This window comes from Stenotrophomonas sp. SPM (assembly GCF_003105135.1).
Taxonomy (GTDB): domain Bacteria; phylum Pseudomonadota; class Gammaproteobacteria; order Xanthomonadales; family Xanthomonadaceae; genus Stenotrophomonas.
Window position 1 is genome coordinate 1 of sequence record NZ_QETL01000029.1, and the last position, 26994, is coordinate 26994.

Annotated in this window: 24 protein-coding genes; 8 read left to right on the forward strand and 16 right to left on the reverse strand. The window is 67.6% G+C overall.

Annotated elements, in window-relative coordinates; translation table 11 throughout:
* Positions 1-178 precede the first annotated feature (178 nt).
* Positions 179-1162 carry a LysR family transcriptional regulator gene (locus DCO49_RS08715; RefSeq protein ID WP_116863703.1) on the reverse strand — a complete coding sequence of 328 codons (984 nt, stop codon included), beginning with the start codon at positions 1160-1162 and terminating at the stop codon, positions 179-181.
* Positions 1163-1370: 208 nt separating this feature from the next.
* On the opposite strand from DCO49_RS08715, the gene cysK reads away from it, so the two are divergent.
* Both cysK and DCO49_RS08725 read left to right on the forward strand, forming a co-directional pair.
* Positions 1371-2330 (forward strand): cysteine synthase A, encoded by a 960-nt coding sequence (gene cysK, locus DCO49_RS08720; RefSeq protein ID WP_108769819.1) that lies wholly within the window; start codon positions 1371-1373, stop codon positions 2328-2330.
* 230 nt (positions 2331-2560) lie between these two features.
* On the forward strand, positions 2561-3157 hold the full coding sequence (locus tag DCO49_RS08725) for an O-acetyl-ADP-ribose deacetylase (RefSeq protein WP_108769820.1): 597 nt from the start codon (positions 2561-2563) through the stop codon (positions 3155-3157).
* A 48-nt stretch (positions 3158-3205) separates the two neighbouring features.
* Here the strand turns inward: DCO49_RS08725 and DCO49_RS08730 are convergent, their stop codons facing one another.
* The 8 genes from DCO49_RS08730 to gap all read right to left on the reverse strand — a co-directional run bounded on the left by DCO49_RS08730 (position 3206) and on the right by gap (position 14771).
* A complete protein-coding gene (locus tag DCO49_RS08730) occupies positions 3206-4240 on the reverse strand; it encodes an ABC transporter substrate-binding protein (protein WP_116863704.1) in 1035 nt (344 codons plus the stop codon).
* 135 nt (positions 4241-4375) lie between these two features.
* Entirely contained in the window at positions 4376-5380 is a 1005-nt protein-coding gene (locus tag DCO49_RS08735) for a class I fructose-bisphosphate aldolase (RefSeq protein WP_116863705.1), read from the reverse strand.
* Positions 5381-5564: 184 nt separating this feature from the next.
* Positions 5565-7031: a pyruvate kinase gene (pyk, locus tag DCO49_RS08740; RefSeq protein WP_116863706.1), complete on the reverse strand. Its 1467-nt coding sequence runs from the start codon at positions 7029-7031 to the stop codon at positions 5565-5567.
* Positions 7032-7242: 211 nt separating this feature from the next.
* A complete protein-coding gene (locus DCO49_RS08745) occupies positions 7243-7899 on the reverse strand; it encodes an HAD hydrolase-like protein (protein ID WP_116863707.1) in 657 nt (218 codons plus the stop codon).
* Between the two features lie 8 nt (positions 7900-7907).
* Positions 7908-9083 (reverse strand): phosphoglycerate kinase, encoded by a 1176-nt coding sequence (locus DCO49_RS08750; protein ID WP_116863708.1) that lies wholly within the window; start codon positions 9081-9083, stop codon positions 7908-7910.
* 531 nt (positions 9084-9614) lie between these two features.
* The gene (locus DCO49_RS08755; protein WP_116863709.1) at positions 9615-10991 is read right to left on the reverse strand and encodes a DUF3999 domain-containing protein; all 1377 of its coding nucleotides are present in this window, start codon (positions 10989-10991) and stop codon (positions 9615-9617) included.
* Complete coding sequence (locus DCO49_RS08760; RefSeq protein WP_116863710.1) at positions 10988-13642, reverse strand: DUF2339 domain-containing protein; 2655 nt, start codon at positions 13640-13642, stop codon at positions 10988-10990. The genes DCO49_RS08755 and DCO49_RS08760 overlap by 4 nt, the downstream gene beginning before the upstream one ends.
* 124 nt (positions 13643-13766) lie before the next feature.
* Complete coding sequence (gene gap / locus DCO49_RS08765) at positions 13767-14771, reverse strand: type I glyceraldehyde-3-phosphate dehydrogenase (RefSeq protein ID WP_116863711.1); 1005 nt, start codon at positions 14769-14771, stop codon at positions 13767-13769.
* 193 nt (positions 14772-14964) lie between these two features.
* Here gap and DCO49_RS08770 point away from each other — a divergent pair, with 193 nt between their 5' ends.
* Entirely contained in the window at positions 14965-15594 is a 630-nt protein-coding gene (locus DCO49_RS08770) for an OmpW family outer membrane protein (RefSeq protein WP_116863712.1), read from the forward strand.
* Between the two features lie 98 nt (positions 15595-15692).
* Here DCO49_RS08770 and DCO49_RS08775 read toward each other — a convergent pair whose 3' ends face one another.
* Positions 15693-16814 carry a diguanylate cyclase gene (locus DCO49_RS08775; protein ID WP_116863713.1) on the reverse strand — a complete coding sequence of 374 codons (1122 nt, stop codon included), beginning with the start codon at positions 16812-16814 and terminating at the stop codon, positions 15693-15695.
* Positions 16815-16925: 111 nt separating this feature from the next.
* Between DCO49_RS08775 and DCO49_RS08780 the strand changes: the two genes are divergently transcribed.
* Together DCO49_RS08780 and DCO49_RS08785 are read left to right on the forward strand one after the other, a co-directional pair.
* Complete coding sequence (locus tag DCO49_RS08780) at positions 16926-17744, forward strand: S1/P1 nuclease (RefSeq protein ID WP_116863714.1); 819 nt, start codon at positions 16926-16928, stop codon at positions 17742-17744.
* A gap of 10 nt (positions 17745-17754) precedes the next feature.
* Positions 17755-18555 (forward strand): MBL fold metallo-hydrolase, encoded by an 801-nt coding sequence (locus DCO49_RS08785; protein ID WP_116863715.1) that lies wholly within the window; start codon positions 17755-17757, stop codon positions 18553-18555.
* 43 nt (positions 18556-18598) lie between these two features.
* On the opposite strand, the gene DCO49_RS08790 is transcribed toward DCO49_RS08785, so the two are convergent.
* From DCO49_RS08790 to DCO49_RS08800, 3 genes are read right to left on the reverse strand one after another with little or no spacing between them, the layout of a single operon-like run.
* Entirely contained in the window at positions 18599-19162 is a 564-nt protein-coding gene (locus DCO49_RS08790) for a hypothetical protein (protein WP_116863716.1), read from the reverse strand.
* Positions 19163-19170: 8 nt separating this feature from the next.
* Positions 19171-20433: a TonB family protein gene (locus DCO49_RS08795; RefSeq protein ID WP_116863717.1), complete on the reverse strand. Its 1263-nt coding sequence runs from the start codon at positions 20431-20433 to the stop codon at positions 19171-19173.
* Positions 20426-20791, reverse strand: a complete 366-nt coding sequence (locus DCO49_RS08800) for a BlaI/MecI/CopY family transcriptional regulator (protein ID WP_116863718.1) — start codon at positions 20789-20791, stop codon at positions 20426-20428. Before DCO49_RS08800 ends, DCO49_RS08795 begins: the two co-directional genes overlap by 8 nt.
* Before the next feature lie 117 nt (positions 20792-20908).
* Here DCO49_RS08800 and DCO49_RS08805 point away from each other — a divergent pair, with 117 nt between their 5' ends.
* The 3 genes from DCO49_RS08805 (at position 20909) to DCO49_RS08815 (ending at position 24102) form a co-directional block, all read left to right on the forward strand.
* Positions 20909-21466, forward strand: coding sequence for a flavin reductase family protein (locus DCO49_RS08805; protein ID WP_116863719.1), 558 nt, complete (start codon positions 20909-20911; stop codon positions 21464-21466).
* A 34-nt stretch (positions 21467-21500) separates the two neighbouring features.
* Positions 21501-23453: an acetyl-CoA hydrolase/transferase C-terminal domain-containing protein gene (locus DCO49_RS08810; RefSeq protein WP_116863720.1), complete on the forward strand. Its 1953-nt coding sequence runs from the start codon at positions 21501-21503 to the stop codon at positions 23451-23453.
* Between the two features lie 100 nt (positions 23454-23553).
* A complete protein-coding gene (locus tag DCO49_RS08815) occupies positions 23554-24102 on the forward strand; it encodes an NADAR family protein (RefSeq protein ID WP_116863721.1) in 549 nt (182 codons plus the stop codon).
* Between the two features lie 24 nt (positions 24103-24126).
* Here DCO49_RS08815 and DCO49_RS08820 read toward each other — a convergent pair whose 3' ends face one another.
* The 3 genes from DCO49_RS08820 to tkt form a co-directional block, all read right to left on the reverse strand.
* Positions 24127-24432: a HigA family addiction module antitoxin gene (locus DCO49_RS08820; RefSeq protein WP_116863722.1), complete on the reverse strand. Its 306-nt coding sequence runs from the start codon at positions 24430-24432 to the stop codon at positions 24127-24129.
* Between the two features lie 11 nt (positions 24433-24443).
* Positions 24444-24635 (reverse strand): type II toxin-antitoxin system RelE/ParE family toxin, encoded by a 192-nt coding sequence (locus tag DCO49_RS08825; protein ID WP_243402697.1) that lies wholly within the window; start codon positions 24633-24635, stop codon positions 24444-24446.
* Positions 24636-24983: 348 nt separating this feature from the next.
* Positions 24984-26981, reverse strand: coding sequence for a transketolase (tkt, locus tag DCO49_RS08830; protein WP_116863723.1), 1998 nt, complete (start codon positions 26979-26981; stop codon positions 24984-24986).
* Positions 26982-26994: the final 13 nt, after the last annotated feature.

Genomic DNA, 26994 nt, shown 5'->3' on the forward strand with positions numbered 1-26994 from the left:
TGTCGGATTGCGGGGTGTCCGCCGCATGGATGCGGCGGCCAAGCCTACAGGGACGTACTTGCGGCGTCCCCGCAATCCGACACCGCCCCGCCAACCCACGGATAGCCCGCTTTTGACGTTGACGCTGACGTTGCATTGAGCAGGTGCAGGGCTGCAAGCCCTGCCGAAAACCCACCCCTCAAACCGTGATGGTCTGGGTCAGCGACTCCCACGTCGGCGGCACCGGCCACGCGGCCGCCTGGTTGCCATCCAGCACCCGCCGCAGGTCGCGCGGATCAATCTGCGGTGCCAGCACATGCACCAGCTCCAGCGCGTAATCGCGCAGCACCCGATCGCGCGGCAGCACCGCCCACGCAATGCACTCGGTGATCGGCTCCGGCGCCGGCCACGCGCGCAGGTCTTCGTCGCTGGCACTCACGGCCATCTCGGCCAGCAGGCCCACGCCGAGGCCGGTGCGCACATAGGTCTTGATCAGGTCCGCATCCAGCGCCGTCAGCGCCAGGTCAGGCACCAGCCCGTTGGCCGCGAAGGCGCGCTGCAGCGAGGAATTGGGGCGGGTGGAGGATTCGTAGCTGATCAGCGGCTGGCGGGACAGCGCGGCCAGGTCCGGCGCGCGGCCGGCACGGTCCAGCGGGTGGCCCTTGGGCACCACCACCAGCCGGCGCCAGCGGAACAGCGGCACGGCGATGCCATCGGTCGGTTCGCCACCGGCCGTGCTGATGATCGCGATGTCGGCATCCCCCTGGTTCAGGCGGTCCAGCGCATCGGCCTCACCGGCCTGCTGCAGGTGCACGCTCACCTGTGGGTAGGCCTGCTTGATCGCCGCCACCGCCGGCGGCAGCACGAAGCGCGCCTGGGTGTGGGTGGTGGTCAGGATCAGCTGACCCTGGCTTTCGCGCCGCTGGTTGGCGGCATAGGTGCGGATGTTGTTGGCCTCGGCCAGCACCGCGCGCGCGCGGGAGATCACTTCGGTACCGGCCGGGGTGACCGATTCCAGGCTGCGCCCCTTGCGCACGAACAGCAGGAAACCCAGCTCGTCCTCCAGCTGCTTGAGCTGCTTGGACAAGCCAGGCTGGGTGGCGTGCACGCGCGAGGCCGCAAGCGTGATGTTCATCTCAGCGTCGGCGATGGCGACCAGGTAGCGCAGCTGGGTAAGCGTCATGGCGGGCGGGGGCGCGGGGGGCGGAGGTCCACTCTAGGGTCTATTGCCATCACCAGCTTATAACCAAACGTTTTTTAAGAAAGGTATCTGGTCATTTCCGGGCGTCATAAGCCGGCGCTACGGTCAGCCGGCAGCCGCTGGCCTGAACGGCCAGCCTCCCCCCTTCCGCCCGCCGGCCCCCGGCGCGGCCCGCTTCCGGAGCGCTTCCATGGCCCTGTACGACTCCATCCTCGACACCATCGGCAACACCCCCATCGTCAAACTGCAGCGCCTGGCCCCGCAGGGCGTCACCGTGTACGCCAAGGTCGAGTCGTTCAACCCGGGCGGCTCGGTGAAGGACCGCCTGGCGCTGGCCATCATCCTCGACGCCGAGGAACGCGGCCTGCTCAAGCCCGGCGACACGATCGTAGAGGCCACTTCGGGCAACACCGGCGTGGCCCTGGCAATGGTCGCCGCCGCGCGCGGCTACAAGTTCGTGGCCACCATGGTCGAGACCTTCTCGGTGGAGCGCCGCAAGCTGATGCGCGCCTATGGCGCCAAGGTGATCCTGACCCCGGCCGCCGAGCGTGGCAGCGGCATGGTGCGCAGGGCGCGCGAGCTGGCCGAAGAGCACGGCTGGTTCCTGGCCAGCCAGTTCGCCAACCCGGCCAACCCGGCCTACCACCGCAACACCACGGCGGCGGAGATCCTGCGCGACTTCGCCGGCAAGCGCCTGGACTACTTCGTCAGCGGCTGGGGCACCGGCGGGACCCTCACCGGCGTCGGCGAGGTATTGAAGGTCGCCCGCCCGCAGACCCGCATTGTCGCAACCGAACCGGCGGGCGCCGCCCTGCTGAAGGGCGATGACTGGAAGCCGCACAAGATCCAAGGCTGGACCCCGGACTTCGTGCCGGACGTGCTCAACCGCGACGTGGTCGATGAACTGCTCACCGTCGAGGACGATCGCGCCATCGCCACCGCGCGCCGCCTGGCGGCGGAGGAAGGCATCTTCGTCGGCATCTCCGCCGGCGCGACGCTCGCCAGCGCGCTGGACGTGGCCGCCCGCGCCGAACCGGGCGCGGTGATCCTGGCGATGCTGCCGGACACTGGTGAACGCTACTTCTCCACGCCGCTGTTCGCCGATGTGAACGAAGGTTCCGACGACGACTGGCTGGCCGGCCTGCCGTAAGCGGCACGGGGTCATCCACCCAAGGTAGCGCCGGGCCATGCCCGGCGTTTCCTTTTCCGGCTGACCTCTTTCTGCTTCAGCCTGCGTGAAGGTTATTGCCCCCATCGTGCATGAAGGCCGTAATCGCAGCGCGTGAGACGGTCATGACGCAGCATGGATGCCCTCTCCACTACGGTGGGTGCAGCCAGCGCGGGCACGGCGCGCAACAACAACAGGCAGGAGACGGACGCATGAAGATCGAAGTGTGGCAGGGCGACATCACGACCCTGGCGGTGGATGCGATCGTCAACGCGGCCAACGAAACCCTGCTCGGCGGTGGCGGTGTGGACGGTGCCATCCATCGTGCAGCCGGCCCAGGATTGCTGGCCGAGTGCGAGCGTCTGCCGGAACTGCGCCCGGGTGTGCGCTGCCCGACCGGCGAAGTCCGCGCCACCGACGCCTATGCATTGCCCGCGCGGCACGTGCTGCATACGGTCGGCCCGGTCTGGCATGACGGCCAACGCGACGAACCCGCCCTGCTGGCGAACTGCTACTGGAAATCGCTGCAGCTGGCCGAATCGCTGGGCGTGCAGTCGATCGCGTTCCCGGCCATCAGCTGCGGCGTCTACGGCTACCCGCTGTACCAGGCCGCACAGGTGGCGGTGACCGAGACGCTGGCGTGGCAGCGCAGCCATGCGCAGCCGATGCGCATCGTGCTGGTGGCGTTCAATACCGCCACCGCGAAGGCCTACCAGCAGGCGCTCAGTGCGGCCGGCCAGGCGGTAGAGGCCGAACGCATCCTGCCGCTGCCGCCGCTGGGTGATGCCGGATACGTCGCCGCGCATTGAGGCGCAGCGACGCAGGTGGATGAAAGGCCATCCACGCATGGCGTGGATCTACTGGACGCGCAGCTCCACCACGCCGGAATCGCCGCTCACGCTGGACACCTCCACCGTGTAGTGGCCGGCCGGCAACGTCTCCTGCAGGCGCGCGTCCGTGCCGTTGCCACCATCATCGTCCTCGATGTCGATATCGCCGCCGACCAGGTGCAGCACCGTATCGACCTGGCTGGACACCGCATCCAGCTGCACCTGCTTCGGCGCGTCCAGGCGCAGCAGGAAACGCCGGCCGCCTTCATCATCAAGCGTGGTGAACACGCTGCCCGAGACGGGGAGTGTCGTGCCGTCCTGCTCGACCAAGGTGGTCGGCGAGTTGCTACGCTTGACATCCAGGGTGAACGCGCCGTTCTCCTCGTCATCCAGGCTGCTGACGTTGAGCGTGTAGCGGCCCGGCTGCAGCAGCAGGCTGATGCGCGAATCGGTGCCTTCGCCGCCATCGTCGTTCTCGGCATCCTGGCCCTCGCCCTCCAGCGTCAGCAGGGTGTCGAACACGTCCGAACGCAGGTCGATGGTGTAGAGGCCGGCCGTGTCCACCTGCAGCGTGTACGCCTGCGACGACTCCAGCAGCAGGTCGGACACATGGCCCGCGTTGATGATCGGCGTGCCGTCATGGGGCTTCAGCACTTCCGCGCGCAGCCGGAACGGACCGTAGGTCTCCGGCGCATTGGCGTTCACCGCCACCTGGTAACTGCCGCCACCTTCGGCACGGAACGCGACAGCAACGTCACTGCCCTCGTAGTGGGTGCGGCTGCGGGCCACCACCTTGCCGTCATGGAAGACGGTCATCGCGCCGCGGAGGGTGCCGGTCAACGTGATGCCGACGCGCTGCTTGTCCTGCACGGTGATCTGGTAGAGCTGATGGCGGCTGCCGTTGTTGAAGTTCATGCCGCTGCGCGACGTGATCTCGCCGGACACCGGCCTGTCGAACTGCAGCACGGGCACCCTGCCCTTCGGCTCGGCCGAGCCGATGCGGTTGCAGCCTGCCACGGACAGCACCGTGACGATGGACAGCGCGATCGCGGTGGTACGCATTGAACCTCTCCCTGGCCTACGCGGTTATCCCGCGCGCACAGGCCTGCGCGAGGGAGCAGCAACGATACCCACAAAAGCAGACGCCGGCATGATGCCGGCGTCTGCGGTGTCACGTCATGCGGGGAAGCGGGCGGCTCAGCCGTTCCACTTGCCCAGCGCGGCCAGGCCGTTGTCCTTGGCGCGCTCGTACACGGTCTTCTGGGCAGCGGCGTAGTTACCCTTCATGTCCTTGGCCCACAGCTTCAGCGCGGCCTGCTGCATGGCGCGGCCGTAGGAGAAGCTCAGCGGCCACGGCAGGTTGCCCATCTGGTTCATCGCGTTCAGGTGCTCGGTCGACTGCTCGTCAGTCTGGCCACCGGACAGGAACACCACGCCCGGCAGGATCGCCGGCACGGTGCTCTTCAGGCACATCACGGTCGATTCGGCCACTTCCTCGGCGTCGGCCTGCTCATCGCAGCCCTTGCCGGAGATGACCATCGAAGCCTTCAGGATGGTGCCTTCCAGCAGCACGTTCTGCTGGTACAGCGCGTCGAACAGCGAACGCAGGGTGGCTTCGGTGACTTCGTAGCAGGTCTCGATGTCGTGGTCGCCGTCCATGATCACTTCCGGCTCGACCATCGGCACCAGGCCGCATTCCTGGCACAGGGCGGCGTAACGGGCCAGCGCGTGGGCGTTGGACTCGATGCAGGTGCCCGACGGGGTGTTGTCGCCGATGTTGATGACCGCACGCCACTTGGCGAAGCGCGCACCCAGCTTGTAGTACTCCTGCAGGCGCTCACGCAGGCCGTCGAGGCCTTCGGTGACCAGCTCGCCCGGGCAGCCGGCCAGCGGGTGTGCACCCTTGTCCACCTTGATGCCCGGGATCATGCCGTGGTCGGCCATGTACTTGGCGAACGGCACGCCGTCCTTGGTCGACTGACGGATGGTTTCGTCATACAGGATGGCGCCGGAAATGTGCTCGTTGAGCTTCGGCGTGGTCAGCAGCAGCTCGCGGTAGGCACGACGGTTCTCCTCGGTGTTCTCGATACCGACGCCGGCGAAACGCTTGGCGATGGTAGCGGTGGATTCGTCGATCGCGATGATGCCCTTGCCCGGGGCGACCATGGCCTGGGCGGTTTCAGCCAGCTGTTCGATGCTCATGTATTTCCTGTGGCGGGTGCGGGAAAAACGTAAGTATAGCCCCGCTGCCCGTTGCCTCGCCGTGGAGGACAGGATGGAAACGCTTCCATGTCTGTGCAGGACAAAGGATGTCCTGCGGTAGGGGTCGGAGCCCCTGCGGGGATCCGACCCCGGATCGGCAGCGCCGACCCGATACCGTCAGGGCTTACAGATCGCCCAGGCCACTGGCGCGACCGTCCTGGCCCACTTCCAGCAGGCGCAGCGTATTGGTGGCGCCATGGGTTTCCATGTGCTCGCCGCTGGTGAACACGACGCGGTCACCGGCCTGCAGCAGGTCCGATTCCACCAGCAGGCGGATGCTGCCGCGTGCGGCTTCGCGCGGGGTCAGGCCGCGGCTGTCGAAGTTGATCGGGTACACGTCGCGCATCAGCGCCATCTGGCGGCGCGCGCCGTCATGGCGGGTGACCGCAAACACCGGTGCCTTGGCGCGGAAACGCGACAGGTAACGGGCGGTGCCACCGGATTCGGTCATCGCCACGATGGCGCGCACGCCGACGTGCTGCGACAGGAACATGGTGGCCATGGCGATGGCCTGGTCGGCACGTTCCAAATTGCGCGGCGAAGCGTTGAAGTCGGTCTCGGTCTGGAACTGGCGCTCGGCACCCAGGCAGATGCGGGCCATCGCTTCGACCGCCTTCACCGGATAGGCACCGGCGGCGGTTTCGGCCGACAGCATCACCGCATCGGTACCGTCGATGACCGAGTTGGCCACGTCCAGCACTTCGGCGCGGGTCGGGATCGGGCTTTCCACCATCGACTGCAGCATCTGCGTGGCGGTGATCACTACCTTGTTCTGCGCCAGCGAGGCCTTGATGATCTTCTTCTGCAGGCCCGGCAGTTCGGCATCGCCGATTTCCACGCCGAGGTCGCCACGGGCCACCATCACCACGTCACTGGCTTCGACGATCTCTTCCAGGTTCTCGATGGCTTCGGTGCGCTCGATCTTGGACACCAGCGCTGCGTAACAGCCATGCGATTCGGCGATCTCGCGGGCATCGTTCATGTCCTGCGCGTTGCGGCAGAAGGACACGGCGATGAAGTCGACGCCGATCTTGGCGACGATGCCGATCAGTTCCTTGTCGCGCTCGGTCAGTGCGCCCAGCGACAGGCCGCCGCCCTGCTTGTTCAGGCCCTTGCGGTCGGACAGCGCGCCATCGTTGAGCACGGTGTTGATGATGCGGTCGCCCTGCACCTCGACCACCTGCAGCTGCATCAGGCCGTCGTCGAGCAGCAGGACATCGCCCGGGCCCACGTCCTGCGGCAGGCCGAGGTAGCTCACGCCCACCTGGCTGGCATCGCCCGGGCCGGCGTTGTCGCTGGCGATCAGGTCGAAACGGTCACCGGCCTTCAGGTACACCTTGCCTTCGGCAAAGCGCTCGATGCGGATCTTCGGGCCCGGCAGGTCGGCCAGGATGCCCACTTCCACGCCCACGCGGGCTGCGGCGGCACGGACATCGGCGGCGCGCTTGGCCTGGCCGGACGGGTCACCGTGGCTGAAGTTGAGGCGAACCACGTTCACGCCTGCGCGGAACAGATCCTCCAGCACGCCCGGCGGGTCGGTCGCCGGACCGAGGGTGGCTAGGATCTTGGTGCGACGCTGACGCTCGAACATGGTGACTGGGCCTCTCCCGTTAAAGGAGGGAAATTAGCACATCCTTCACGCCCCATGTATACGGTTACAGCCTTGGGGCGCCTGACTCTGCGGGACATCGAACGGACATGTTCCGGACAGAGGCTGGCTGGCGGGTGTGCGGCGCCCGCCGGGCAGGGCAGCAACGGGGTCAGAGCCCTTTCCGGGGAAAGGGATCCGACCCCGGCATCGGTCAGGCCACCAGGACCAGCAACTGCGCCGGTTCGCGGGCCAGGTGGCCGGCACCGGCCTCGGTCAGCTCGGCTTCGCCGCCGAAACCCCACAGCACGCCCACGTTGCGCAGGCCGTGGTGGCGCGCGCCTTCGATGTCCATGCGGCGGTCGCCGATCATCCAGCACTGCGCCGGCTGCAGCTGCAGGCGCTGCAGCGCCTCGCCGACCAGCTGCGGCTTGCTGCTGCGCGAGCCATCCGGCGTCGAACCGATGACCTCATCGAACAGGTTGCCGAACGGCAGGTGCTCGACGATGCGCCGCGCGTGCGGCTCGTTCTTGGCGGTGACCACCGCCAGGCGGTGGCCGCGGCCATGCAGCGCGCGCACGGTCGCTTCGATGTCCGGGTAGATCGTGTGCTCGCGCCAGCCTTCCACGTCAAAACGCTCGCGGTAGAAGGCCACGGCCTCCTCCACCCGCACGTGGTCGCCAAACAGCGGGCCGAAGGTGGTGCGCAGCGACGGCCCGATCCAGCCCAGCAGGGTTTCCTGCGGCGGCACCGGGTGGCCCATCTTCTGCAGCGCATAGGCGATGCAGGTGGTGATGCCTACTTCCGAATCGATCAGGGTGCCATCCATGTCGAAGAAGAGCGTTGCACGCTCTTCTCCGCCTGCGCGCATCCCGGCGCTCATGCGCCGCGTGCGGCCAGCGCAGCCACGGCCGGCAGGGTCTTGCCTTCCAGGAATTCCAGGAACGCGCCGCCACCGGTGGAGATGTAGCTGACATCACCGGCGATATCGAACTTGTCGACGGCCGCCAGGGTGTCGCCGCCACCGGCGATGGAGAATGCCCTGGAGCTGGCGATGGCACGGGCCAGCGCTTCGGTGCCCTTGCTGAAGGCTTCGAACTCGAACACGCCGACCGGGCCGTTCCAGACCACGGTGCCGGCCTTCTCGATCAGCTGCGCGTACTGCGCGGCGGTCTGCGGGCCGATGTCCAGGATCAGGTCATCCTCGGCCACGGCGTCGACGGCCTTCACTTCGGCGGCGGCATCGGGCAGGAACTGCTTGGCGGTGACCACGTCCACCGGCAGCGGAATGGCCGCGCCACGTGCCTGCGCATCGGCCACGATCTTCTTCGCGGTATCCAGCAGGTCCGGTTCGTACAGCGACTTGCCCACGTTGTAGCCGGCGGCGGCGATGAAGGTGTTGGCGATGCCGCCACCGACGATCAACTGGTCGACCTTGCCGACCAGGTTGGCCAGCAGTTCCAGCTTGGTGCTGACCTTGCTGCCGGCGACGATGGCCAGCAGCGGCTTGGCCGGGGCGTCCAGCGCCTTGGCCAGCGCATCCAGCTCGGCCATCAGCAGCGGGCCACCGGCGGCGACCGGGGCGAAGCGGATGGCGCCGTGGGTGGAGGCCTGGGCGCGGTGCGCGGTACCGAAGGCATCCATCACGAACACGTCGCAGAGCGCGGCGTACTGCTTGGACAGGGCTTCGTCATCCTTGCCCTCGCCAACGTTCATGCGGCAGTTTTCCAGCAGCACCAGCTGGCCCGGCTGCACGTCGACGCCGTCCACCCAGTCACGCACCAGCGGAACCTCGCGGCCCAGCAGCTCGGACAGGCGCGCGGCGACCGGCGCCAGCGAGTCGGCTTCGCTCCACACGCCTTCCTTCGGGCGGCCCAGGTGCGAGGTGACCATGACGGCGGCACCCTGCTCCAGCGCGCGCTTGAGCGTCGGCAGCGAAGCGGTGATGCGCTGTTCGGAGGTGATGCGGCCATTCTCGATCGGCACGTTCAGATCCTGGCGGATCAGCACGCGCTTGCCGGAGAGGTCGAGGTCGGTCATGCGGACGATGGACATGGGCAACTCTTTGGCTCGGGGACAGGATGCCGGTTACGGCAGACGGGCATTGTATCGGGTGGCGATGCCTGCGGCAGGCAGAGGCGGACAGCGACAGCAACAGCCAAAGCGCTGGCGCTTCGTGGTGCTGTGGGTGGGCCGGGGTGCTGTGGGATTGGCAGGGGACGCCGTAAACCCGTCCATGGGGGCTTGGTCGCCGCATCCATGCGGCTCACACCCCTGCCATCCCACACCACCCCGGCCTCGACAGGTTCATGAGGCAAGCGGATGGCAAAGGCGAAGGCAAGAGCGGTTTCTGATGTCGGATGGAGAAGGAATGTAGAGCCGAGCCCATGCTCGGCTGGAGGTTTCGCGGAAAGCAGCCGAGCGTGGGCTCGGCTCTACAAAGAGCGCGCAGCCACGCAGCTTTTGCTTTTCTTTTTTCTTTTACGTGGGTGGACACCCCTGCCCAACCCACCCGCCCGGCCAAGCGCGGCTTCTGCTCTACGCGACCAACCGCCACCCACGAGGGGCTGCGCCGTTCGCCGAAACCTACGCCGAAGGCGCGGGCTTCTGCCGCAGCAGGCTGACCGCCAGGCCACCCACTACCAGCACGCCCAACCCCAGCAGCGCCCACAACAACCACGCCTTCCAGTCACGCTGCGGCTTCAATGCCGCGTCGCCAGCCAGCGTCTCCGGGGCGCCTTCCAGCCGCGCCAGCGTCGGCTGCCACGACGGGTCGTTGCGCTGGCGCAGTTCCTCGATCAGCACCGCGATCGGTGCTTCGGCGCGGCGTGCGGTGGCGCTGCCCACGGCCAGCGCATATGGCGCTGCGCCCTGGCTGAGGAACACCATCACTTCCGGCTGGTAGCCCAGGCGCAGGGTCGGTGCCGTGGCCGTTTCCACCGGGCTGGCCACCAGCTTCCAGTAGCGGTCACGCCAAGGGCCGCCCAGTGACTGCGCGGCCGACTGCTGGCGCTGGCCGGCCGCGCCCTGCTGCACTTGGTAGGCGATCCACGCTGCGCTGCGGCTCTGCCATTCCGCCTCGGCATCGTCGCGGCTGTAAAGCGTCCACTGCACCAGGCTGTTGTCGGTGCTGGCCACGTCGGCCTTGCTGACCGGGAAGCGTCCATCGAGCTCGAAGGTGAATTCACCCTTGCCGGCAGCAGTGGGTTCCAGCGACAGCCACTCCCACGGCAGTGTCGCCGGCGCCGGCGGCAGTTCGGCCAGTACGCTGCGCAGGGCCGGCAGGCGCGCTTCGCCCTGCGGCAGCACGCGCAGGTAGCGTGCGTTGCCATCCACCTGCAGGCGACGCTGCAGCAGGCGCTTGCCGGCGCGCTGCAGGTCCACCAGCGGCACATCGCGCGCGACCGCACGCCAGTGCTGCAGGTCGTCGCTGGCATCCAGCTGCACCTGCGCCTGCAGCGGTTGCCCGCTGTCGGCCCAGTCCAGCACCAGTGCCGCCAGCGGCTGCTGGCCCAGCACGCTGGCATCGATCAGCCAACCGCCCTGCCCGTTCGCCACGGCACCGCCGCCCACGCGCGCTTCGACCCGCCGCACGCGGCCATCGGTGTCGCGCTCGGTCAGCAGCTGCAGGTCATTGCGCTGCGCTACGGCCAACGGCGGCAGCGCGAACCACGGCAGCTCGCGCTGCACCGGTGGCTGCGCCAGCGGCTGGTCCGGGGCCAGCAGCGCGGAAGGCAACGCCTGGCCCGCCGCGTTGAATACCTGCAGATCGCTGAGATCGGCGCTGCCGGCGCGGCGGTAGATGGCCGGCTCCAGCACCACGCGGTAGGCGCCGGACTGCGCACTGGACAGGCTCAACGGCCACTGTTCGGCGTAGTGCGCGCGGTAATCGGTGGCCTGCGCCGATGCGACGCCGGCCAGCGCCAGTAACATCGGCAGCAGTGCCGTGCTCCACTTCTTCATTGCGTGTTCTCCACGGTCGGCGCGGTGCCCGGGGGCGCCGGCGCCAGATAGCCCACGACCGTGCACAGCAGGCCGTAGGCGATGAACGATGCGATACCCAGCAGGTTGCCCAGGTGCTGGCGGTCGATCAGCACCAGCTTGGCCAGGACCACGGCCATCAGCACGGCGCCCACCATCCACAGCACACGCTGGCCCCGGCGCGAGCCCCAGACCCAGGCGATCACGCCGAGCACGCTCCACAGCACGGTCAGGCTGGTCTGGGCCAGGCTCTCGCGAGCCATCGACGGCGCCCAGGGCACACCACCCCAGTGGTGCACGCCATGCAGCACGGTGCTGGTCAGGGCGATGAAACCGGCCAGGGCAAGCAGCGGCACGCGCAGGCGCTGCAACAGCGCCGGGGCCTGGTTGCCGAACAGCCAGCGCGCGGCCAGCAGCAGGCTCAACCACTGCGCCAGCTCGGCCGGGTTCAGCACCGGCAGCCACGGCAGCGGTGCGGCATCGCCGGCCAGGCTGATGCCGATCCACCAGGCGCAGGCCAACACGCCGAACACCACGCTCTGCAGCGCAACGCGCGCAGCATCGAAGGCGTTACCCAGCGGCCAGCGCAACCACGTCCAGCGCCACAGCGACAACGCCGCCAGCAGCAGCCACGGCAGGGTCACCAGCAGCGCGCTCCAGCCCTGGGCCAGGTGTGCGGTATCACCGCCCCACAGCGCAAGCAGGGACAGCAGCGACGGCCACAGCAGCCACCACAGGAACTGGGCGATACGGGCCACGCCGTCGCCGCCCTGGCGCAGGCACAGCAGGGTGCGCACGCCCAGCACGGCGAACACCGCCCAGCCCAGCGCGCCGTAACCGGCAAACGGCTGCTGGTGCGCATCGCTCTGCAGCAGGGCCAGCGGGAAGCCGGCGGCCAGCATCACCAGCGCGGTCATGCCCAGCGCGCGTGCCGGCTGGCGACGCTGCACCTCGGCTGCCAGCCAGGCGGTGACCGCCGCCAGCACCAGCAGCGCGTCGGCCTGCGCCGCGTGCTCGATGAAGCGGCCGATCTCGTGGACGAACCCGCCCAGCCACCACAGCAGGCCCCACAGGTAATAGACCACGGCCACGTCATGCCGCGTGCGGCGCTGGTAGCTCCACGCACTGGCGAAACCGGCCACGGCCAGCAGCAGCGCGCCGATGGCGGTGGGGTTGAGCAGGAATCGTGTGTCGCCGTGCCAGTAATCGGCACCCACCACGAACGCGAACGCGGCGCCGAGCTGCAGCAACGCGGCAGCGACCTGCGGCAGCCAGCGCTGCTGCCGCAGCCCCAGCCAGGCCAGGCCGGCGCCTTCCAGCGCGAACACCGCACCGGTGGCGCGTGCCGACAGTGCCAGCGGTACCGCCAGGGTGGCAAAGCCCACCGCCAGCACCGCGTGCGACTGCGCCAGCACGCTGTACGAGGTGCGATGGATCAATGCCCGTGCCAGCACCGCATAGATCGCGGCCAGGCCCAGCGCGCACAGCGCCAGCGTCATCGGCTGCTCGTGCAGCATGCCGGCCTGCAGCGAGAACGCGATCAGCGGCGTGCCGAATACCAGGCTGCCGTCGACCAGGTCGCGACGCTCGGCAGGCTGGCGGCGTGCGTACAGCAGCGGGAGCAGCAGGTAGAAGGCAAAGAACAGCAGCAGGAACGGCTCGGTGCTGGCGAATTTGTCGGCGCGGTACTGCAGTACGCCCCAGAACGTGCCGATGCCGAAGGTAAAGGCGAAACCCAGCAGGTTGAGCGCGCGCCACGGACGGAACCAGGCGATGGCGAAGATGCCGGCATTGAGCACCGCGTAGTAACTGAACAGACCCACGTGGTTGCCGCTGCCGGTGGACAGCCACAGCGGCGCCATGAAGCCGGCGAGGATGCCGAGCACCGCCAGCGTGCGCGAGTTCTGCACCACGGCCAGCACGCACAGGCTCGCCACCAGCAGGATCGAGCTGGCGAAGGCGAAACCGGGGTTGATGAGTTCAAAGCGCTTGAACGCGGCGAAGATGGTCAGCAGCAGCACGCCGATGGCGCCGCCCTGCAGGGCCAGCGCGAACAACCGGCGGCGTTCGCGCTGGCGCCAGCCGAAGCCAAGCAGGCCCAGCGCGCCGACGGTGATAGCGGCCAGGCGCAGCTCGATCGGCAGTACCAGCCAGCCCTGGTCGCTGACGTACTTCAGCAGCGCGGCGACGCCGGCCAGCAGCACCAGCATGCCGATCTTCACCGGCACGTTGCCTTCGGTGAACCAGCGCTTGACCGCGCCCACGGCGCGTTCGATCACGTTGGGCATCGCCGGTTCCGCTGGCAATGGCGGCCATGCCGGTACCGGCGGCGGTGCGGCGGGTACAGGCCGCGCAACGGTAGGTTCGGGCGACAACTCTGGTAGTGGGGCTGCAGCGGCCGGGCGCAGGAACGGCGGTTCGCTGGTCTCGGCAGCGGCGGCGGCCGGCCGAGCCGGTGGCACGGGAGCCTCGGCTTCACGCAGCGGTGCGGCGACGGCCGTGATGCCCTCTGCCAGCGCGCTTTCCAGCGCGGCCACGCGCCGGCGCAGGCCGGCAATCATCATCAGCGCCACCACCAGCAGCAGCGGTATCGCCAGCAGGGCCAGAACCAACAGGACGATCAGTGCTTCCATTCTTCGTCTACCCCAACGCAGCCGCGCCCCAGCGGCAGCGGTCCGTGGCCCATGCTACGTCAGCCGGGCCCATATACGACGAACCCCGGCCAGGCCGGGGTTCGTGCGCGGATCTTCGCAGGCCTTACTTGGCCGCGACGACCTTGGCCATTTCCAGGCACTTGTTCGAGTAGCCCCACTCGTTGTCGTACCACGACACGAGCTTGACGAAGGTGCCGTCCAGGGCGATACCGGCGTCGGCATCGAACACGGAGGTATGGGTTTCACCGACGAAATCGGTGGCCACGACCTTGTCTTCGGTGTAGCCCAGGATGCCCTTCAGCGCGCCTTCGCTCTGTGCCTTCACTTCGGCGCAGATCTCGGCGTAGGTGGCTTCCTTTTCCAGTTCGACGGTCAGGTCGACCACCGACACGTCCGAGGTCGGGACGCGGAAGCTCATGCCGGTCAGCTTCTTGTTCAGTTCCGGGATGACCACGCCGACAGCCTTGGCTGCGCCGGTGGCCGACGGAATGATGTTCTCGAGGATGCCACGGCCGCCCCGCCAATCCTTGTTGGACGGGCCATCGACGGTCTTCTGGGTGGCGGTGGCCGCGTGCACGGTGGTCATCAGGCCGCGCTTGATGCCCCACTTGTCGTTGATGACCTTGGCCAGCGGGGCCAGGCAGTTGGTGGTGCACGAGGCGTTGGAGATGATCGCCTGGCCAGCGTAGGTCTTGTCGTTCACGCCGAACACGAACATCGGCGTGTCGTCCTTCGACGGGGCCGACAGGATGACCTTCTTGGCGCCCGCGTCGATGTGCTTCTGCGCGGTTTCCTTGGTCAGGAACAGGCCGGTGGCTTCCAGCACGACGTCGGCGCCGACTTCGTCCCACTTCAGGTTGGCCGGGTCGCGTTCCTGGGTCAGGCGGATCTTCTTGCCGTTGACCAGCAGGTCGTTGCCCTGCACGGCCACGTCGGCCTTGAAGCGGCCATGCACGGAGTCGTACTTCAGCATGTACGCCAGGTAGTCCGGCTCCAGCAGATCGTTGATGGCCACGATTTCGATGTCATCGCCGAAGTTCAGCACCGCCGAGCGCAGGACGTTGCGTCCGATGCGACCGAAACCGTTGATACCAACCTTGATTGCCATGTTCAGAAGCTCCTGCGGCCGCGACAGGTGCGGCGGGATGGATAGGGCCCACAAGTCTAGCAAACCGGGGCTGACCACCGCGGGCCAGATGCCCGGCTGGCAGGCCCCGGCGCGGGGATTTGATCCGGATCAAAGCGTTAGCGCGGCGTGAGGCCGAGACTGGCCACATCCATCCCGCAACGAGAAAACCCCCATGCGCAAGACCTCCCCCCTGATCCTGGCCAGCCTGGCCGCCGCCATCTCGCTGGCCGCCGCCCCGGCCATGGCCCAGTCCAAGGGCGACTGGACCGTCTCGGCCGGCGTCCACCAGGTCGCGCCGAAGTCGAACAACGGCTCGCTGGCCGGTGGCACCCTGAAGGTGGACGTCGACAGTGACATCAAGCCGACCATCACCGGCGAATATTTCCTTGCCGACAACCTGGGCATTGAAGTGCTGGCGGCCCTGCCGTTCAAGCACGACATCAACATCAACGGTCTGGGCCGCGTGGGCAGCACCAAGCACCTGCCGCCGGTGGTCAGCCTGCAGTACCACTTCAACAGCGCGGGCAAGGTTTCGCCGTTCCTCGGCGCGGGCCTGAACTACACGACCTTCTTCAGCGAAGACACCACTGGCGCGCTGGCCGGCAGCAAGCTGAAGCTTGAAGACTCCTGGGGCCTGGCCGCGCATGCCGGCGTGGACTTTGCCATCGGCGAGAAGGGTGCGCTGCGCGTGGACCTGCGCTGGATCGACATCGACAGCAAGGTGAAGCTCAATGGCGAGAAGATCGGCACGGTGAACATCGATCCGCTCGCTTATGGCGTGTCCTACGTTTTCAAGTTCTAAGACACCCGGAACCCTCGCAGCATGTTGCCCCGGTGTGTGTGCCGGGGCTTTTTTCTGCCTCGCTGCGGTCATTGAAAGCGTCCACGCATGGCGTGGATCTACGGGTCTGCGGCCATTTCCACCCGGTTGCGGCCGGCTGCCTTCGCCCGGTACAAGGCCTTGTCGGCACGCTGCAACGCCTGCTCCAGCGTGTCGCCGCCGTCCTCATGCCAGCGTGCTACGCCGATGCTTACACTCACCATGGGCGCCGCATCCGAAGCCACGTGCGGGATCTCCAGCGCCTGCACCTGCTGCCGCATCTGCTCGAACGGCGCCGTTTCCGGTGCACCCGGCGTCCAGTAACCCAGCGCCACGAATTCCTCGCCGCCATAACGGGCCACCAATGAGCCGGTGCCCTGCAGCTGCGCAGCCAGGGTGAGCGCCACCGCATGCAGGACCGTGTCGCCCGCCGGATGACCGTGGTGATCGTTGTAACGCTTGAAATAGTCGATATCGATCATCGCGATCCGCAGGGCGCCGGGTGCGTGGGGCGTTTTCAGAGAGCCCTGGAAGATCTCTCGGGCGCGGCGGGCAAAGGCCCGGCGATTGAGCAGCCCGGTCAGCGCGTCATGGTTGGCCATGGCATCCAACTGACGCTCGGCCCGCCAGGTGGCCCGCGCCTGCCGTTCGGAAATGTAGCTGCCCACGATGCCCGCCGTGTTGCTGGCAAGCACGAACATCACCCCCTGCAGCGCGCCTTGCCAGCCCAGGCTGAACTCGGCCAGGGCGAAGGCCGCGCTGACCACGGAGCCAGCCACCGCCGCGACCGCGAAGCGCAGGCCGCACAGGAAATAGTTCAACAGCAGGAACAGGCTGATCCCTTCATAGGGGTAGTTCACCCCCGCGCGATGTGCGGTCCAGACCATCATGACCAGCGCCAGGCCTGCCACCAGCACGACGCAGGCCCCCAGCGTCTGCAGACGACGGCGGAAGACCGGCACGAAGGTCAGCATCACCCCGATCAGCAGCGCCGGAAGCAGCAGCCCGGCGCGCCAACGGAACACGGCCGCGTTCACGTCGGGCGGAAGCCAGCCTCGGTCCAGCACGGCAAAGACCAGCGCCAGCAACGCCGCCAGGATGCAGGCGCAGCGCATGCGCCACAGGACTTGGGCGTTGAAGCTGTGGGCAAAGTCCTGATCGGCGTTGGCAGCCGCTTCGGCGCGGCTGTTTTCAATGATCATCCATCCCTCCCCTCAATCGGGCCCCACCCTACCCCTTCCACTGTCAACACCGGATGGCGACTGGCCCCATCCCGTCAATCCAGTCCCTGCGCCCCCCGCTAGAATGGGCGCATGAAAGCCCTGCACTCCCTGATCCTCGCTGCCGCCCTCGCGCCGGCCCTGCTGACTCTGTCCGCCCCCGCCCATGCCTGGGGCGCGCAAGGCCATCGCCTGGTGGCCGAAGTGGCCGACACCCGTCTCAACCCAGCCGCACGTGCCGAAGTCGACCGCCTGCTGGCCGCCGAGCCCGGCGCCACCCTGGCCAGCATCGCGCCGTGGGCCGACCAGCTGCGTGCCAAGGACCCCGGCCTGGGCCGTCGCTCCGCCGGCTGGCACTACGTCAACATCGCCGAGGACGGCTGCCAGTACGAGCCGGCCAAGCACTGCAGGAACGGCAACTGCATCGTCGAGGCACTGAAGGCGCAGAGCGCCATCCTCGGCGACCACAGCCTGACCGACGGCGAGCGCCTGCAGGCACTGAAGTTCGTCGTGCACATGGTCGGAGACGTGCACCAGCCGATGCACGCAGGCTACGGCCACGACAAGGGCGGCAACGATTTCCAGCTGCAGTTCGGCAACCGCGGTACCAACCTGCATTCGCTGTGGGACAGCGGCATGCTCAACACCCGCAAACTGGATGACGCCGGCTACCTGCCGGTGCTGCGTGCGTTGCCGACACCGAAGCTGGCGCGCCAGTCCAACCCGCAGCGCGACCCGCAGCGCTGGGCCGAAGCCAGCTGCCGCATCTCGGTGCAGCCGGGCGTGTACCCGGCCACGCACAAGATCGGCGATGGATACACCGAGCGCTATCGCCCGGTGGCCGAAGCACAGCTGCGGCTGGCCGGCGAAAATCTCGCGCAGCTGCTGAACCGCGTGCTCGGCACGCGCTGAGGAGGTTCCGATGGCGGTCCAGGTCCAATCCTTCTTCCACCCCGACAGCAACACCTTCAGCTACCTGGTCGTCGACCCGGCCAGCAGGGAGGCCGCGTTGATCGATCCGGTCCTGGATTACGACCCGGACACCGATGCCAGCAGCGACGCGCCGGTGCGCCCGCTGCTGGACGCCATCGAAGAGCAGGGCCTGCAGGTGCGCTGGCTGCTGGAAACCCACGCCCATGCAGACCATGTGTCGGCCGGGCGACGGCTGAAGCAACGCTTCCCGCAGGCGACCCTGGCCATCGGCGAAGGCATCCGCGCGGTGCAGGCAACCTTCGCGCCGCGCTACGGCCTGCAGCTGGCGGCGCAGGATGCGTATTTCGACCATCTGTTCGCCGATGGCGAGGCCTTCGCGCTGGGCCAGCTGCAGGGCCGCATCATCGCCGTGCCCGGCCATACCAGCGACAGCATCGCCTACCTGATCGACGATGCGGTCTTCACCGGCGATTCGCTGTTCATGCCTGATGGCGGCACCGCCCGCTGCGATTTCCCCGGCGGTGGTGCCGCGCAGCTGTACCGCTCGATCCGGCGCCTGCTCGCCCTGCCCGATGCCACCCGCGTGTTCGTGTGCCACGACTACGGCCCGGGCGGACGCGCGTTCGCCAACGAAACCACCATCGGCGAACAGCGCGCGCACAACATCCATGTGCACGACGGCGTGGATGAAGCGGCGTTCGTCAGCGTGCGCGAGGCGCGTGATGCGACCCTCGCCGAGCCGAAGCTGATGCAGCCGGCGGTGAAGGCCAACATCGTTGGCGGCGCCTGACGACAGCCGTGGAAAACCGCCGGGCGTGGCCCGGCGCTACCCCTTACCTGCCCTGCGTGCGTACCACGTGCTGGCCCTTCACGATCTCGAAAGTGAAGGCGTACTGCAGGGTGACCGCCACCGGTTCGATGCTGTCGGCGCCCTGGCAGTCGCTGCGGTCCTTGGGCGCTTTCCCCGGCGCGAAACGGCAGATCGCCGCTGACGAGTACTTCCACTGCGCGACCGCGTCCTGTGCGGCCTGCAGCAGCGGCCCGTTCTCTGCCGCCGCCCCTGCGCTGCATTCACTGCGGTCGGTCAGCGGCTGGCTGCGTTCAACCAGCTCCCGTGCGTCCACCACCACCTGCAGGCAGACCGTGGTGGGTGGCAGCGAGGTGCGTGGATCGCTCTCGCCCACCACCGGGTCCGGTGCCGCGTACAGCTGCGGCATCCGGTAGCCCTCGCTGGCGGCCAGCGTATACGGCTGGATCTGCCCGGCACCACCGCCGGCATCGGGCTGCAGGCGCTGGTGGCCGACGTTCTCGCTGCGGGTGTCGACCGTGGTCAGCCGCTCATGGCTGGCACAGCCGGCCAGCAGCACCGCTGCAAAACACAGCGGTGCGCCCTTCATCGCTGCCTTCACTGCGCCTGGCCGCCGGCAGCCTCGGTGTTGTCCATGGCGTAGGTGATCGGGATACGCAGCTTGCCGGCCACCGCCTTGCCGTTCTTCATCGCCGGCGTGTAGGTCCACTTACGCGCCGCTGCGATCGAGGCAGCTTCGAATACTCCGGGGTTGGTCGCACTTTCCACCTTCACGTCGGTGACGATGCCCTTGGCATCGACGGACACGATCAGGTTCACCACACCGGTCAGGCCCTTCTCGAAAGCCTCGGCCGGATAGCTCGGCGGTGACATCTTCTGGGCCTGGATCGGGCTGTCCAGGCCGGCCTTGGCGGCATCCGCCGCGGCGTGCTGGAACGGTTCGGCGCTGACCGACGGCGTGCCCTTCACCGCGCCCTGGCTGGCCCAGGCCAACGCAGCAACACCCATGCACAACCCCATCAGCAACACCTGGCCGGACACCTTCGGCAATGCCTTCCGCTGCGACTGCTTCAACATGGCGATACGCTCCTTCAACACGGGTTGGCTGCGCCAATGACATGCCATCGGTGCAACCGGGTGGACCAGCTGCGCCTTCAACAGCGTGCTGGCATAAAGACGGCGCTGCGTCGGCTGCGCGGCAACGGTGCGCGCATCGCAGGCCAGTTCCTGGTCGCGCAGGAAGCGGCGCGCAGCCCAGGGCAACAACGGGTGGAACCAGAACACCGACCGTGCCAGCAGCAGGGCGCCATTGGCCCAGTGGTCGCCATTGCGGCGGTGGCTGCGTTCGTGGCGCAGGATCAGCGCCTGTTCTTCGGCATCGAACTGCTGGTCGAAGTGCGGGCCGACCACGATGCGCGGCTGCCACAGGCCGACCAGCGCGGGCAGGCCGGGGTCGGCGCTGGCCTGCCAGCTGCCATCGCCCCGTGCCTTCAGCGTGCCCAGCCCGCGCTCGAAGCGCCGTTGAGCGCGCAGTTCGCGCGCCAGGTGCAGGCCGGCACCCAGCCCCCAGGCCACGGCCAGCAGCCACGGCCACATTGGCAGCTGCGCGGCGGCGCCCTCGACCGCACCGGGCACCACCTTCAGCGGCAGCGTCGGCACATGCTGCAGCACCGGCAATGCCCGCAACGCCGGCAGGGGCAGCAGCAGGGCCACCAGCAGCAGCGGCAGCAGCCACCAGCTGCGGTAGGCCAGCTCTGCGCCGCCCAGCTTCACCAGCAGTGGCCGCACGGCCACCAGCAGCACCACGCCCAGCGCCAGCCACAGGCTGGCCTGCCACAGTCCATCGAGCAGCTCATTCATCGTCCATCTCCTGGATCAGCTTCTTCAGTTCGGCAATGTCCTGCGCACTCAGCTGGCCGCGCTCGCTGAAATGCGCCACCAGCGGCGCCACCCGGCCATCGAACACGCGACCGATGAAATCCTGGCTCTGTGTTTCCACCCAGGCCTGGCGCTGCAGCAGCGGCTGGTAGAGGTAGCGGCGGCCATCGCGCTCGGCGGCGATCGCGCCCTTGGTCAGCAGGCGGTTGAGCAGGGTCTTGATGGTTGGCTCGGCCCATTCGCGGTGGGCCAGCGCGGCTACCACCTCTTCGGCGCTGCGCGGTGCCTGTTGCCAGAGCACCTCCATCACGACGGCTTCTGCTTCGCTGATCGGGATCATGGTTTACGTCCGTAATCGATAGACCGATTACGCGCGTAATCGAATCCAGTGTCAAGCCCTCGACCGGAGGTTCATCGCACCTGCCCCAGCATCGACCCTTCCGCCCACGGAACCTGCATGAAGCCGCTGCGCAAACTGGACTTCCCGGTGGAACAGGCCCGGCGATTCCTGGAACCCGGCCCCATCGTGCTGGTCAGCACGGCGGCCCACGGCCAGCGCAACCTGATGACGCTGGGCTGGCACATGGTGATGGGCTTCTCGCCCTCGCTGCTGGCCACCTACATCTGGAACGAGAACCACAGCTTCGCCCTGGCCCGCGACAGCCGGCAGTGCGTGATCAACGTACCGGGCGTGGAGCTGCTGGACACCGTGGTGGACATCGGCAACTGCAGCGGCCGCGAGGTGGACAAGTTCGCGCGGTTCGGCCTGGATGCGGTGCCGGCCCGCGACGTGCTCGCGCCGCTGGTCGGCCAGTGCCATTCCAGCTTCGAATGCCGCCTGCACGACGATAGCCAGGTCGAGGCCAACAACCTTTTCATCTGGGAAATCGTGCGCGCCCACGTCGCGCCGCGGCCGAAACTGCCGCGCAGCTTCCACTATCGCGGCGATGGCCGGTTCATGGTTTCAGGGCAGGAAATCTCGCGTCGACGGCGGTTCAAGCCCGACATGCTGTAATGCCAGCACTCCCCCCGCCGCAGGACCGCCACGCATGACCGAACACCTGACCGACCTGGACGCCGCCGTTGACTGGCTGTTCGCGCGCGTGGAAGGGCCGCTGCGGGTGGGCGCTCCGCTGGCACTGGGCAAGCCGCACCGGCTGCTCAATGCGCTGTATTCGCGGGTGGAAGGGGATCCATCGCGGCCGTTGCAGCTGTACACGGCGCTGTCGCTGAACCCGCCGCAGGCGCGTGGTGATGGCCTGGAAGCGCGGTTCATGGCGCCGTTCGTGCAGCGCCATTTCGGCGAGGATTTCCCGCGCCTGGCCTACGCCGATGCCATCGCCCGCGATGCGCTGCCGCCGCATGTGGAGGTGGAGGAGTTCTACATGCAGTCCGGCGCGCTGCTCGGTTCGCGGCAGGCGCAATCCAGCTATACCAGCCTGAATTACACCCACGCCGCCGACGCCGTCGCGCAGCGCGCGCCGCAGGTGATCGTGCAGAAAGTAGCGATGCGCCCGGACGACCGCCGGCTCTCGTTGTCGTGCAACAACGACATCACCCAGGACACCCTGGATGCGATGGCCGCGCGAGGCCTGCCGCGCCCGCTGCTGGTGGCCGAGATCGATACGCAGCTGCCCTACCTGGGCGGCACGGCCACGGTGGATGTGTCCTTCTTCGATCTGGTCATCACCCCGCCGCCGCCGTACCCGGCGCTGTTCGGGCTGCCGCGGCAGCCGGTGGCCGATGCGGACTACGCCATCGGCCTGTACGCCAGCACCCTGGTGCGCGACGGCGGCACGCTGCAGATCGGAATCGGTACGCTGGCCGATGCCCTCAGCCATGCGCTGGTGCTGCGCCATACCGACAACGCGCGCTATCGCCGCGTCTTGAATGCGCTGGATCCGCAGCTGGCCAGCCATCCCCTGGTGGAGGAGATCGGCGGCCTCGATCCGTTCGAAGTCGGCCTGTACGGCTGCAGCGAAATGCTCAACGAAGGCTTCCGCCGGCTGGTACAGACCGGTGTGATCCGGCGCAAGGTGCACGACGATCTGGCGCTGATGCAGCGCATCGAGAACGGCAGCACGCTGTCCATTGACCACGCCACGCTGGAGGCCGAAGGCGAGTACCTTCACGGCGCGTTCTACCTGGGTTCGCCCGAGTTCTACGAATGGCTGCGCACCCTTCCCGACGACGAGCGCAGCGCCATCGGCATGCGCCGCATCAGCGAGATCAACCAGCTGTATGGTGGCAACGAGACGCTGGAGCGCCTGCAGCGCCGCCATGCGCGCTTCTTCAATTCCTGCATGATGGCCACCGCGCTGGGTGCGGCGGTGTCCGATGCGCTGGACGACGGCCGCGTGGTGTCTGGCGTGGGCGGGCAATACAACTTCGTGGCGATGGCGCATGCGCTGCCGGAAGCGCGCAGCGTGCTGATGTTCCGCGCCGCACGTGACGACAAGGGCCAGCGCGCGTCGAACGTGCGCTGGAACTACGGGCACACCACCATTCCGCGCCACCTGCGTGACATCTACCTCAACGAGTACGGCATTGCCGACCTGCGCGCGTTGACCGACGACGACTGCGTGCAGGCGATGACCGCGATCACCGAGGCACCGTTCCAGGCCGGCCTGCTGCAGCAGGCCTATGCATCGCGCAAGCTGCGTACGGGGCGACATCCCGACCCGCAGCGCGAACAGCGCAACACACCGCAGGCGCTGGCGGCGGCGCTGGCACCGTTCCGCGCCGATGGCACCCTGCCCGATTATCCGCTGGGCAGCGACTTCAACGAGATCGAGCAGGTGCTGGTGAAGGCACTCGGCTGGCTGAAATCGAACACGCAGACGCGCGGCGCCACGCTGCGCACGCTGTGGGCCGCGGTGCGCCAGCCCGCCGGCGATGGCGACGCGGTGTACCTGCAGCGCATGGGCCTGCAGGCACCGAAGGATCTCGGCGAGCGCATCAACGCACGCCTGCTGCGCCTGGCCCTCGCCCGCACCGCGTAAGCCATGGTAGCGCCGGGCCATGCCCGGCGAATGGGGATCGCGGTGCCAACCAAGGTTGGCAGCTACCAGGACGGCGGCGCTGACGCGGTATCCTTAAGGGATGCAAGACGATTCCCGTTTCCTGTATGACCTGCGGCAGCGCCAGGCTGCAGGCGAAGACCTGCGTTACCTCTGCTTCTGGGGCCACCAGCCGCCGCACACTGGCGTGTCCGCCTCCTGCTTCAGCCAGTGGTATGACGCCGGCTTCGACATCGATGGCGTGCACTACCGCACCGCCGAGCACTACATGATGGCCGGCAAGGCACGCCTGTTCGGTGCCACCGACCTGCTCGAGAAAATCATCGCCAGCGCCACGCCGGACAAGGCCAAGGCGCTCGGCCGCAAGATCGAAGGCTTCGACGAAGCGCGCTGGATGCAGACGCGCTACAACCTGGTCGTGGAAGGCAACAGGGCCAAGTTCGCGCAGAACCCGGAACTGGGTGCGTTCCTGCGCTCGACCGAAGGCTGGGTGCTGGTCGAAGCCAGCCCGATGGACTTCATCTGGGGCATCGGCTTGGCCAAGGACCACGCCGACGCGCACAACCCGGCGCAATGGCGTGGATTGAACCTGCTGGGGTTTGCGCTGATGGGCGTGCGCGACGCGATGTAGCGGTTATCCACGCATGGCGTGGATCTACTGCTGGCTGGTCAGAGCATCGGCCAGGTACAGGCGCTTGATCGGAGGATGGTCCCGATGCTCCGCCTGCCACAGATCATAGGCTGCCTGCATCGCCAGCCACATCCGTGCGTTTCCCAGGCCAGCCAGCTCCAGCCGGTACGCCAGCTCTGCAGAAATCCCCGCATGCCCGTTGATGATCGTCGACAGCTGCCCGCGGGAGTACCCCAGGTGCTGCGCAAGCGCGCTGATGGACATGCTGATCGCAGGCAGGATGTCCTCGCGCAGCGACTGCCCCGGATGAGGCGGGTCATGCATCGGCATCGCAGGTTCTCCTAGTGGTAATCAAGGTAATCGACCAGTTCAACATCGAGCCCCCGGAAGCGGAAGACCAGGCGCCAGCTAGCCGAAACGCTCACGGACCAATAGCCTTTGTAGTTCCCTTGCAATGGGTGCAGACGGTTGCCTGGTAATCCCATATCGCCGGGGAGACTGGCTTGATCCAGCTGATGGAGCAGACGTCGCAAGCGGCCGACGTGGTCCGCGCAGACGCCTGACGCGTCACCCCCGGTCGTAGAGTGCTCTCAGCCCCTTGTGCCGGAAGCTGACGATCACGCCTGCCAACTGTAAGGCATCACCTTACATCCTGCAATTTGGATATGCGTCCTGTGCACGGTCCCTTCATCACCCGAACTGGGCTTGCCCGGCGAATGCCATGAAAGTCGTGGTTTTCGCAGAAAGCGCAGTACAGGCGGAAGAGGCCAACACGTCATCATCGGTTCGCCGATGAATCATTCCGGGAAAGGCAGTGGTCCCCCGAAAAGGAGAAAGGCCGGCTTGCGCCGGCCTTTCCTTTTCCTGCTTCGCGGGGCTGCTTACAGCGCCTTGGCGGCTGCCACCACGTGGTCGGTGGTGATGCCGAAGTGCTTGAACAGCTTGTCCGCCGGGGCCGAGGCACCGAAGGTGTCGATACCGACCACCGCGCCGTCCAGGCCGACGAACTGGCGCCAGAAACCGGTGACGCCGGCTTCGATCGCCACGCGCTTGCGCACGGCATTGGGCAGCACCGATTCACGGTAGGCCGCATCCTGGCGCAGGAACACGTCGGTGGACGGCATGGAGACCACGCGGGTCTTCAGGCCGGCGGCGTCCAGCTGGGCCTTGGCTTCGGTGGCCAGCGAAACTTCCGAACCGGTGGCGATCAGGATCACGTCCGGGGTGCCGGCGGCATCGGCCAGCACATAGCCACCGCGCTCGATCTGCGCGATCTGCTCGGCGCTGCGCGGCTGGTGCGGCAGGTTCTGGCGGCTGAACACCAGGCAGCTCGGGCCGTCCTGGCGGGTGATCGCGGCCTTCCAGCTCACCGCCGACTCGACGGCATCGCACGGGCGCCACACGTCGTTGTTCGGGATGTAGCGCAGCGAAGCCAGGTGCTCCACCGGCTGGTGGGTCGGGCCGTCTTCGCCCAGGCCGATCGAGTCGTGGGTGTAGACGTGGATGGCGTGGGCCGGGATCAGCGCGCTCATGCGCACGCCGTTGCGGGCGTAATCGCTGAACACCAGGAAGGTGGCGTCGAACGGAATGAAACCACCGTGCAGGGCCAGGCCGTTGGCAATGGCGGTCATGCCGAACTCGCGCACGCCGTAGTACACGTAGTTGGCGTTGGCGTCATCGCTGGCCACCGACTTGCTGCCCTTCCACAGGGTCAGGTTCGAATGCGCCAGGTCAGCCGAACCGCCGACGATTTCCGGCAGCAGCGGCGCGAAGGCTTCGATGGCCAGCTGCGAGGCCTTGCGCGAGGCGATGGTGGCGCCTTCAGCAGCGACCTTGGCGATGTAGGCATCGGCCTGGGCGACGAAGTCGGCCGGCAGCTCGCCATGCGAACGACGGGTCAGCTCGGCGGCTTCGGCCGGGAACTGCGCGGCGTACTTGTCGAACTGCTGTTCCCACTCGGCCTGGCGCAGGGTACCGGTACCGCCGGCACGCCAGCCGGCGTAGATCTCTTCCGGAATCTCGAACGGACCGTAGTTCCAGTCCAGCGCCTTGCGGGTGGCGGCCAGCTCGTCCTTGCCCAGCGCGGCGCCGTGGCTCGATTCCTTGCCGGCCTTGTTCGGCGAACCGAAGCCGATCGTGGTGCGGCAGCAGATCAGGGTCGGCTTGTCGCTCTGCGACAGCGCGGCCTCGATGCCGGCCTTGATGCTTTCCGGGTCATGGCCGTCGACATCGCGCACCACGTTCCAGCCGTAGGCTTCGAAACGCTCGGGGGTGTTGTCGGTGAACCAGCCCTCGACGTTGCCGTCGATGGAGATGTGGTTGTTGTCCCAGAAGCAGACCAGCTTGTGCAGGCCCCAGGTGCCGGCCAGCGAAGCGGCTTCATGCGACACGCCTTCCATCAGGCAGCCATCGCCCATGAACACCCAGGTACGGTGATCGACGATTTCCAGCTCCGGGCGGTTGAAGCGCTGTGCCAGCAGCTTCTCGGCCAGGGCAAAGCCCACGGCGTTGGCGAAACCCTGGCCCAGCGGGCCGGTGGTGGTTTCCACGCCCGGGGTCTCGTGGTACTCCGGGTGGCCGGCGGTGTGGCTGCCCAGCTGGCGGAACTGCTTGAGCTGCTCGATCGGCAGGTCGTAGCCGCTCAGGTGCAGCAGCGCGTACTGCAGCATCGAGCCGTGGCCGTTGGACAGCACGAAGCGGTCACGGTTGAACCACTGCGGGTTGTTCGGGTTGTGCCGGAGATAGTCGTTCCAGAGCACTTCGGCGATATCGGCCATGCCCATGGGCATGCCGGGATGGCCGGAATTTGCGGTTTCAACCGCATCAGCGGCAAGGAAGCGGATGGCGTTGGCCAACTGGCGACGGGTAGGCTGCGTCATGGTTCTGTCGGAA

What these genes read in the sequence shown, in the direction of transcription:
- DCO49_RS08755 (WP_116863709.1), bottom strand. Translation starts at nt 10,991, where the DNA reads ATGAAGAAGTGGAGCACGGCACTGCTGCCGATGTTACTGGCGCTGGCC.
- DCO49_RS08785 (WP_116863715.1), top strand. Translation starts at nt 17,755, where the DNA reads ATGGCGGTCCAGGTCCAATCCTTCTTCCACCCCGACAGCAACACCTTC.
- DCO49_RS08775 (WP_116863713.1), bottom strand. Translation starts at nt 16,814, where the DNA reads ATGATCATTGAAAACAGCCGCGCCGAAGCGGCTGCCAACGCCGATCAG.
- DCO49_RS08810 (WP_116863720.1), top strand. Translation starts at nt 21,501, where the DNA reads ATGACCGAACACCTGACCGACCTGGACGCCGCCGTTGACTGGCTGTTC.
- DCO49_RS08790 (WP_116863716.1), bottom strand. Translation starts at nt 19,162, where the DNA reads ATGAAGGGCGCACCGCTGTGTTTTGCAGCGGTGCTGCTGGCCGGCTGT.
- DCO49_RS08735 (WP_116863705.1), bottom strand. Translation starts at nt 5,380, where the DNA reads ATGAGCATCGAACAGCTGGCTGAAACCGCCCAGGCCATGGTCGCCCCG.
- tkt (WP_116863723.1), bottom strand. Translation starts at nt 26,981, where the DNA reads ATGACGCAGCCTACCCGTCGCCAGTTGGCCAACGCCATCCGCTTCCTT.
- DCO49_RS08780 (WP_116863714.1), top strand. Translation starts at nt 16,926, where the DNA reads ATGAAAGCCCTGCACTCCCTGATCCTCGCTGCCGCCCTCGCGCCGGCC.
- DCO49_RS08715 (WP_116863703.1), bottom strand. Translation starts at nt 1,162, where the DNA reads ATGACGCTTACCCAGCTGCGCTACCTGGTCGCCATCGCCGACGCTGAG.
- DCO49_RS08770 (WP_116863712.1), top strand. Translation starts at nt 14,965, where the DNA reads ATGCGCAAGACCTCCCCCCTGATCCTGGCCAGCCTGGCCGCCGCCATC.
- DCO49_RS08760 (WP_116863710.1), bottom strand. Translation starts at nt 13,642, where the DNA reads ATGGAAGCACTGATCGTCCTGTTGGTTCTGGCCCTGCTGGCGATACCG.
- DCO49_RS08815 (WP_116863721.1), top strand. Translation starts at nt 23,554, where the DNA reads ATGCAAGACGATTCCCGTTTCCTGTATGACCTGCGGCAGCGCCAGGCT.
- DCO49_RS08805 (WP_116863719.1), top strand. Translation starts at nt 20,909, where the DNA reads ATGAAGCCGCTGCGCAAACTGGACTTCCCGGTGGAACAGGCCCGGCGA.
- DCO49_RS08820 (WP_116863722.1), bottom strand. Translation starts at nt 24,432, where the DNA reads ATGCCGATGCATGACCCGCCTCATCCGGGGCAGTCGCTGCGCGAGGAC.
- DCO49_RS08745 (WP_116863707.1), bottom strand. Translation starts at nt 7,899, where the DNA reads ATGCGCGCAGGCGGAGAAGAGCGTGCAACGCTCTTCTTCGACATGGAT.
- DCO49_RS08725 (WP_108769820.1), top strand. Translation starts at nt 2,561, where the DNA reads ATGAAGATCGAAGTGTGGCAGGGCGACATCACGACCCTGGCGGTGGAT.
- DCO49_RS08730 (WP_116863704.1), bottom strand. Translation starts at nt 4,240, where the DNA reads ATGCGTACCACCGCGATCGCGCTGTCCATCGTCACGGTGCTGTCCGTG.
- pyk (WP_116863706.1), bottom strand. Translation starts at nt 7,031, where the DNA reads ATGTTCGAGCGTCAGCGTCGCACCAAGATCCTAGCCACCCTCGGTCCG.
- cysK (WP_108769819.1), top strand. Translation starts at nt 1,371, where the DNA reads ATGGCCCTGTACGACTCCATCCTCGACACCATCGGCAACACCCCCATC.
- DCO49_RS08795 (WP_116863717.1), bottom strand. Translation starts at nt 20,433, where the DNA reads ATGAATGAGCTGCTCGATGGACTGTGGCAGGCCAGCCTGTGGCTGGCG.
- gap (WP_116863711.1), bottom strand. Translation starts at nt 14,771, where the DNA reads ATGGCAATCAAGGTTGGTATCAACGGTTTCGGTCGCATCGGACGCAAC.
- DCO49_RS08750 (WP_116863708.1), bottom strand. Translation starts at nt 9,083, where the DNA reads ATGTCCATCGTCCGCATGACCGACCTCGACCTCTCCGGCAAGCGCGTG.
- DCO49_RS08800 (WP_116863718.1), bottom strand. Translation starts at nt 20,791, where the DNA reads ATGATCCCGATCAGCGAAGCAGAAGCCGTCGTGATGGAGGTGCTCTGG.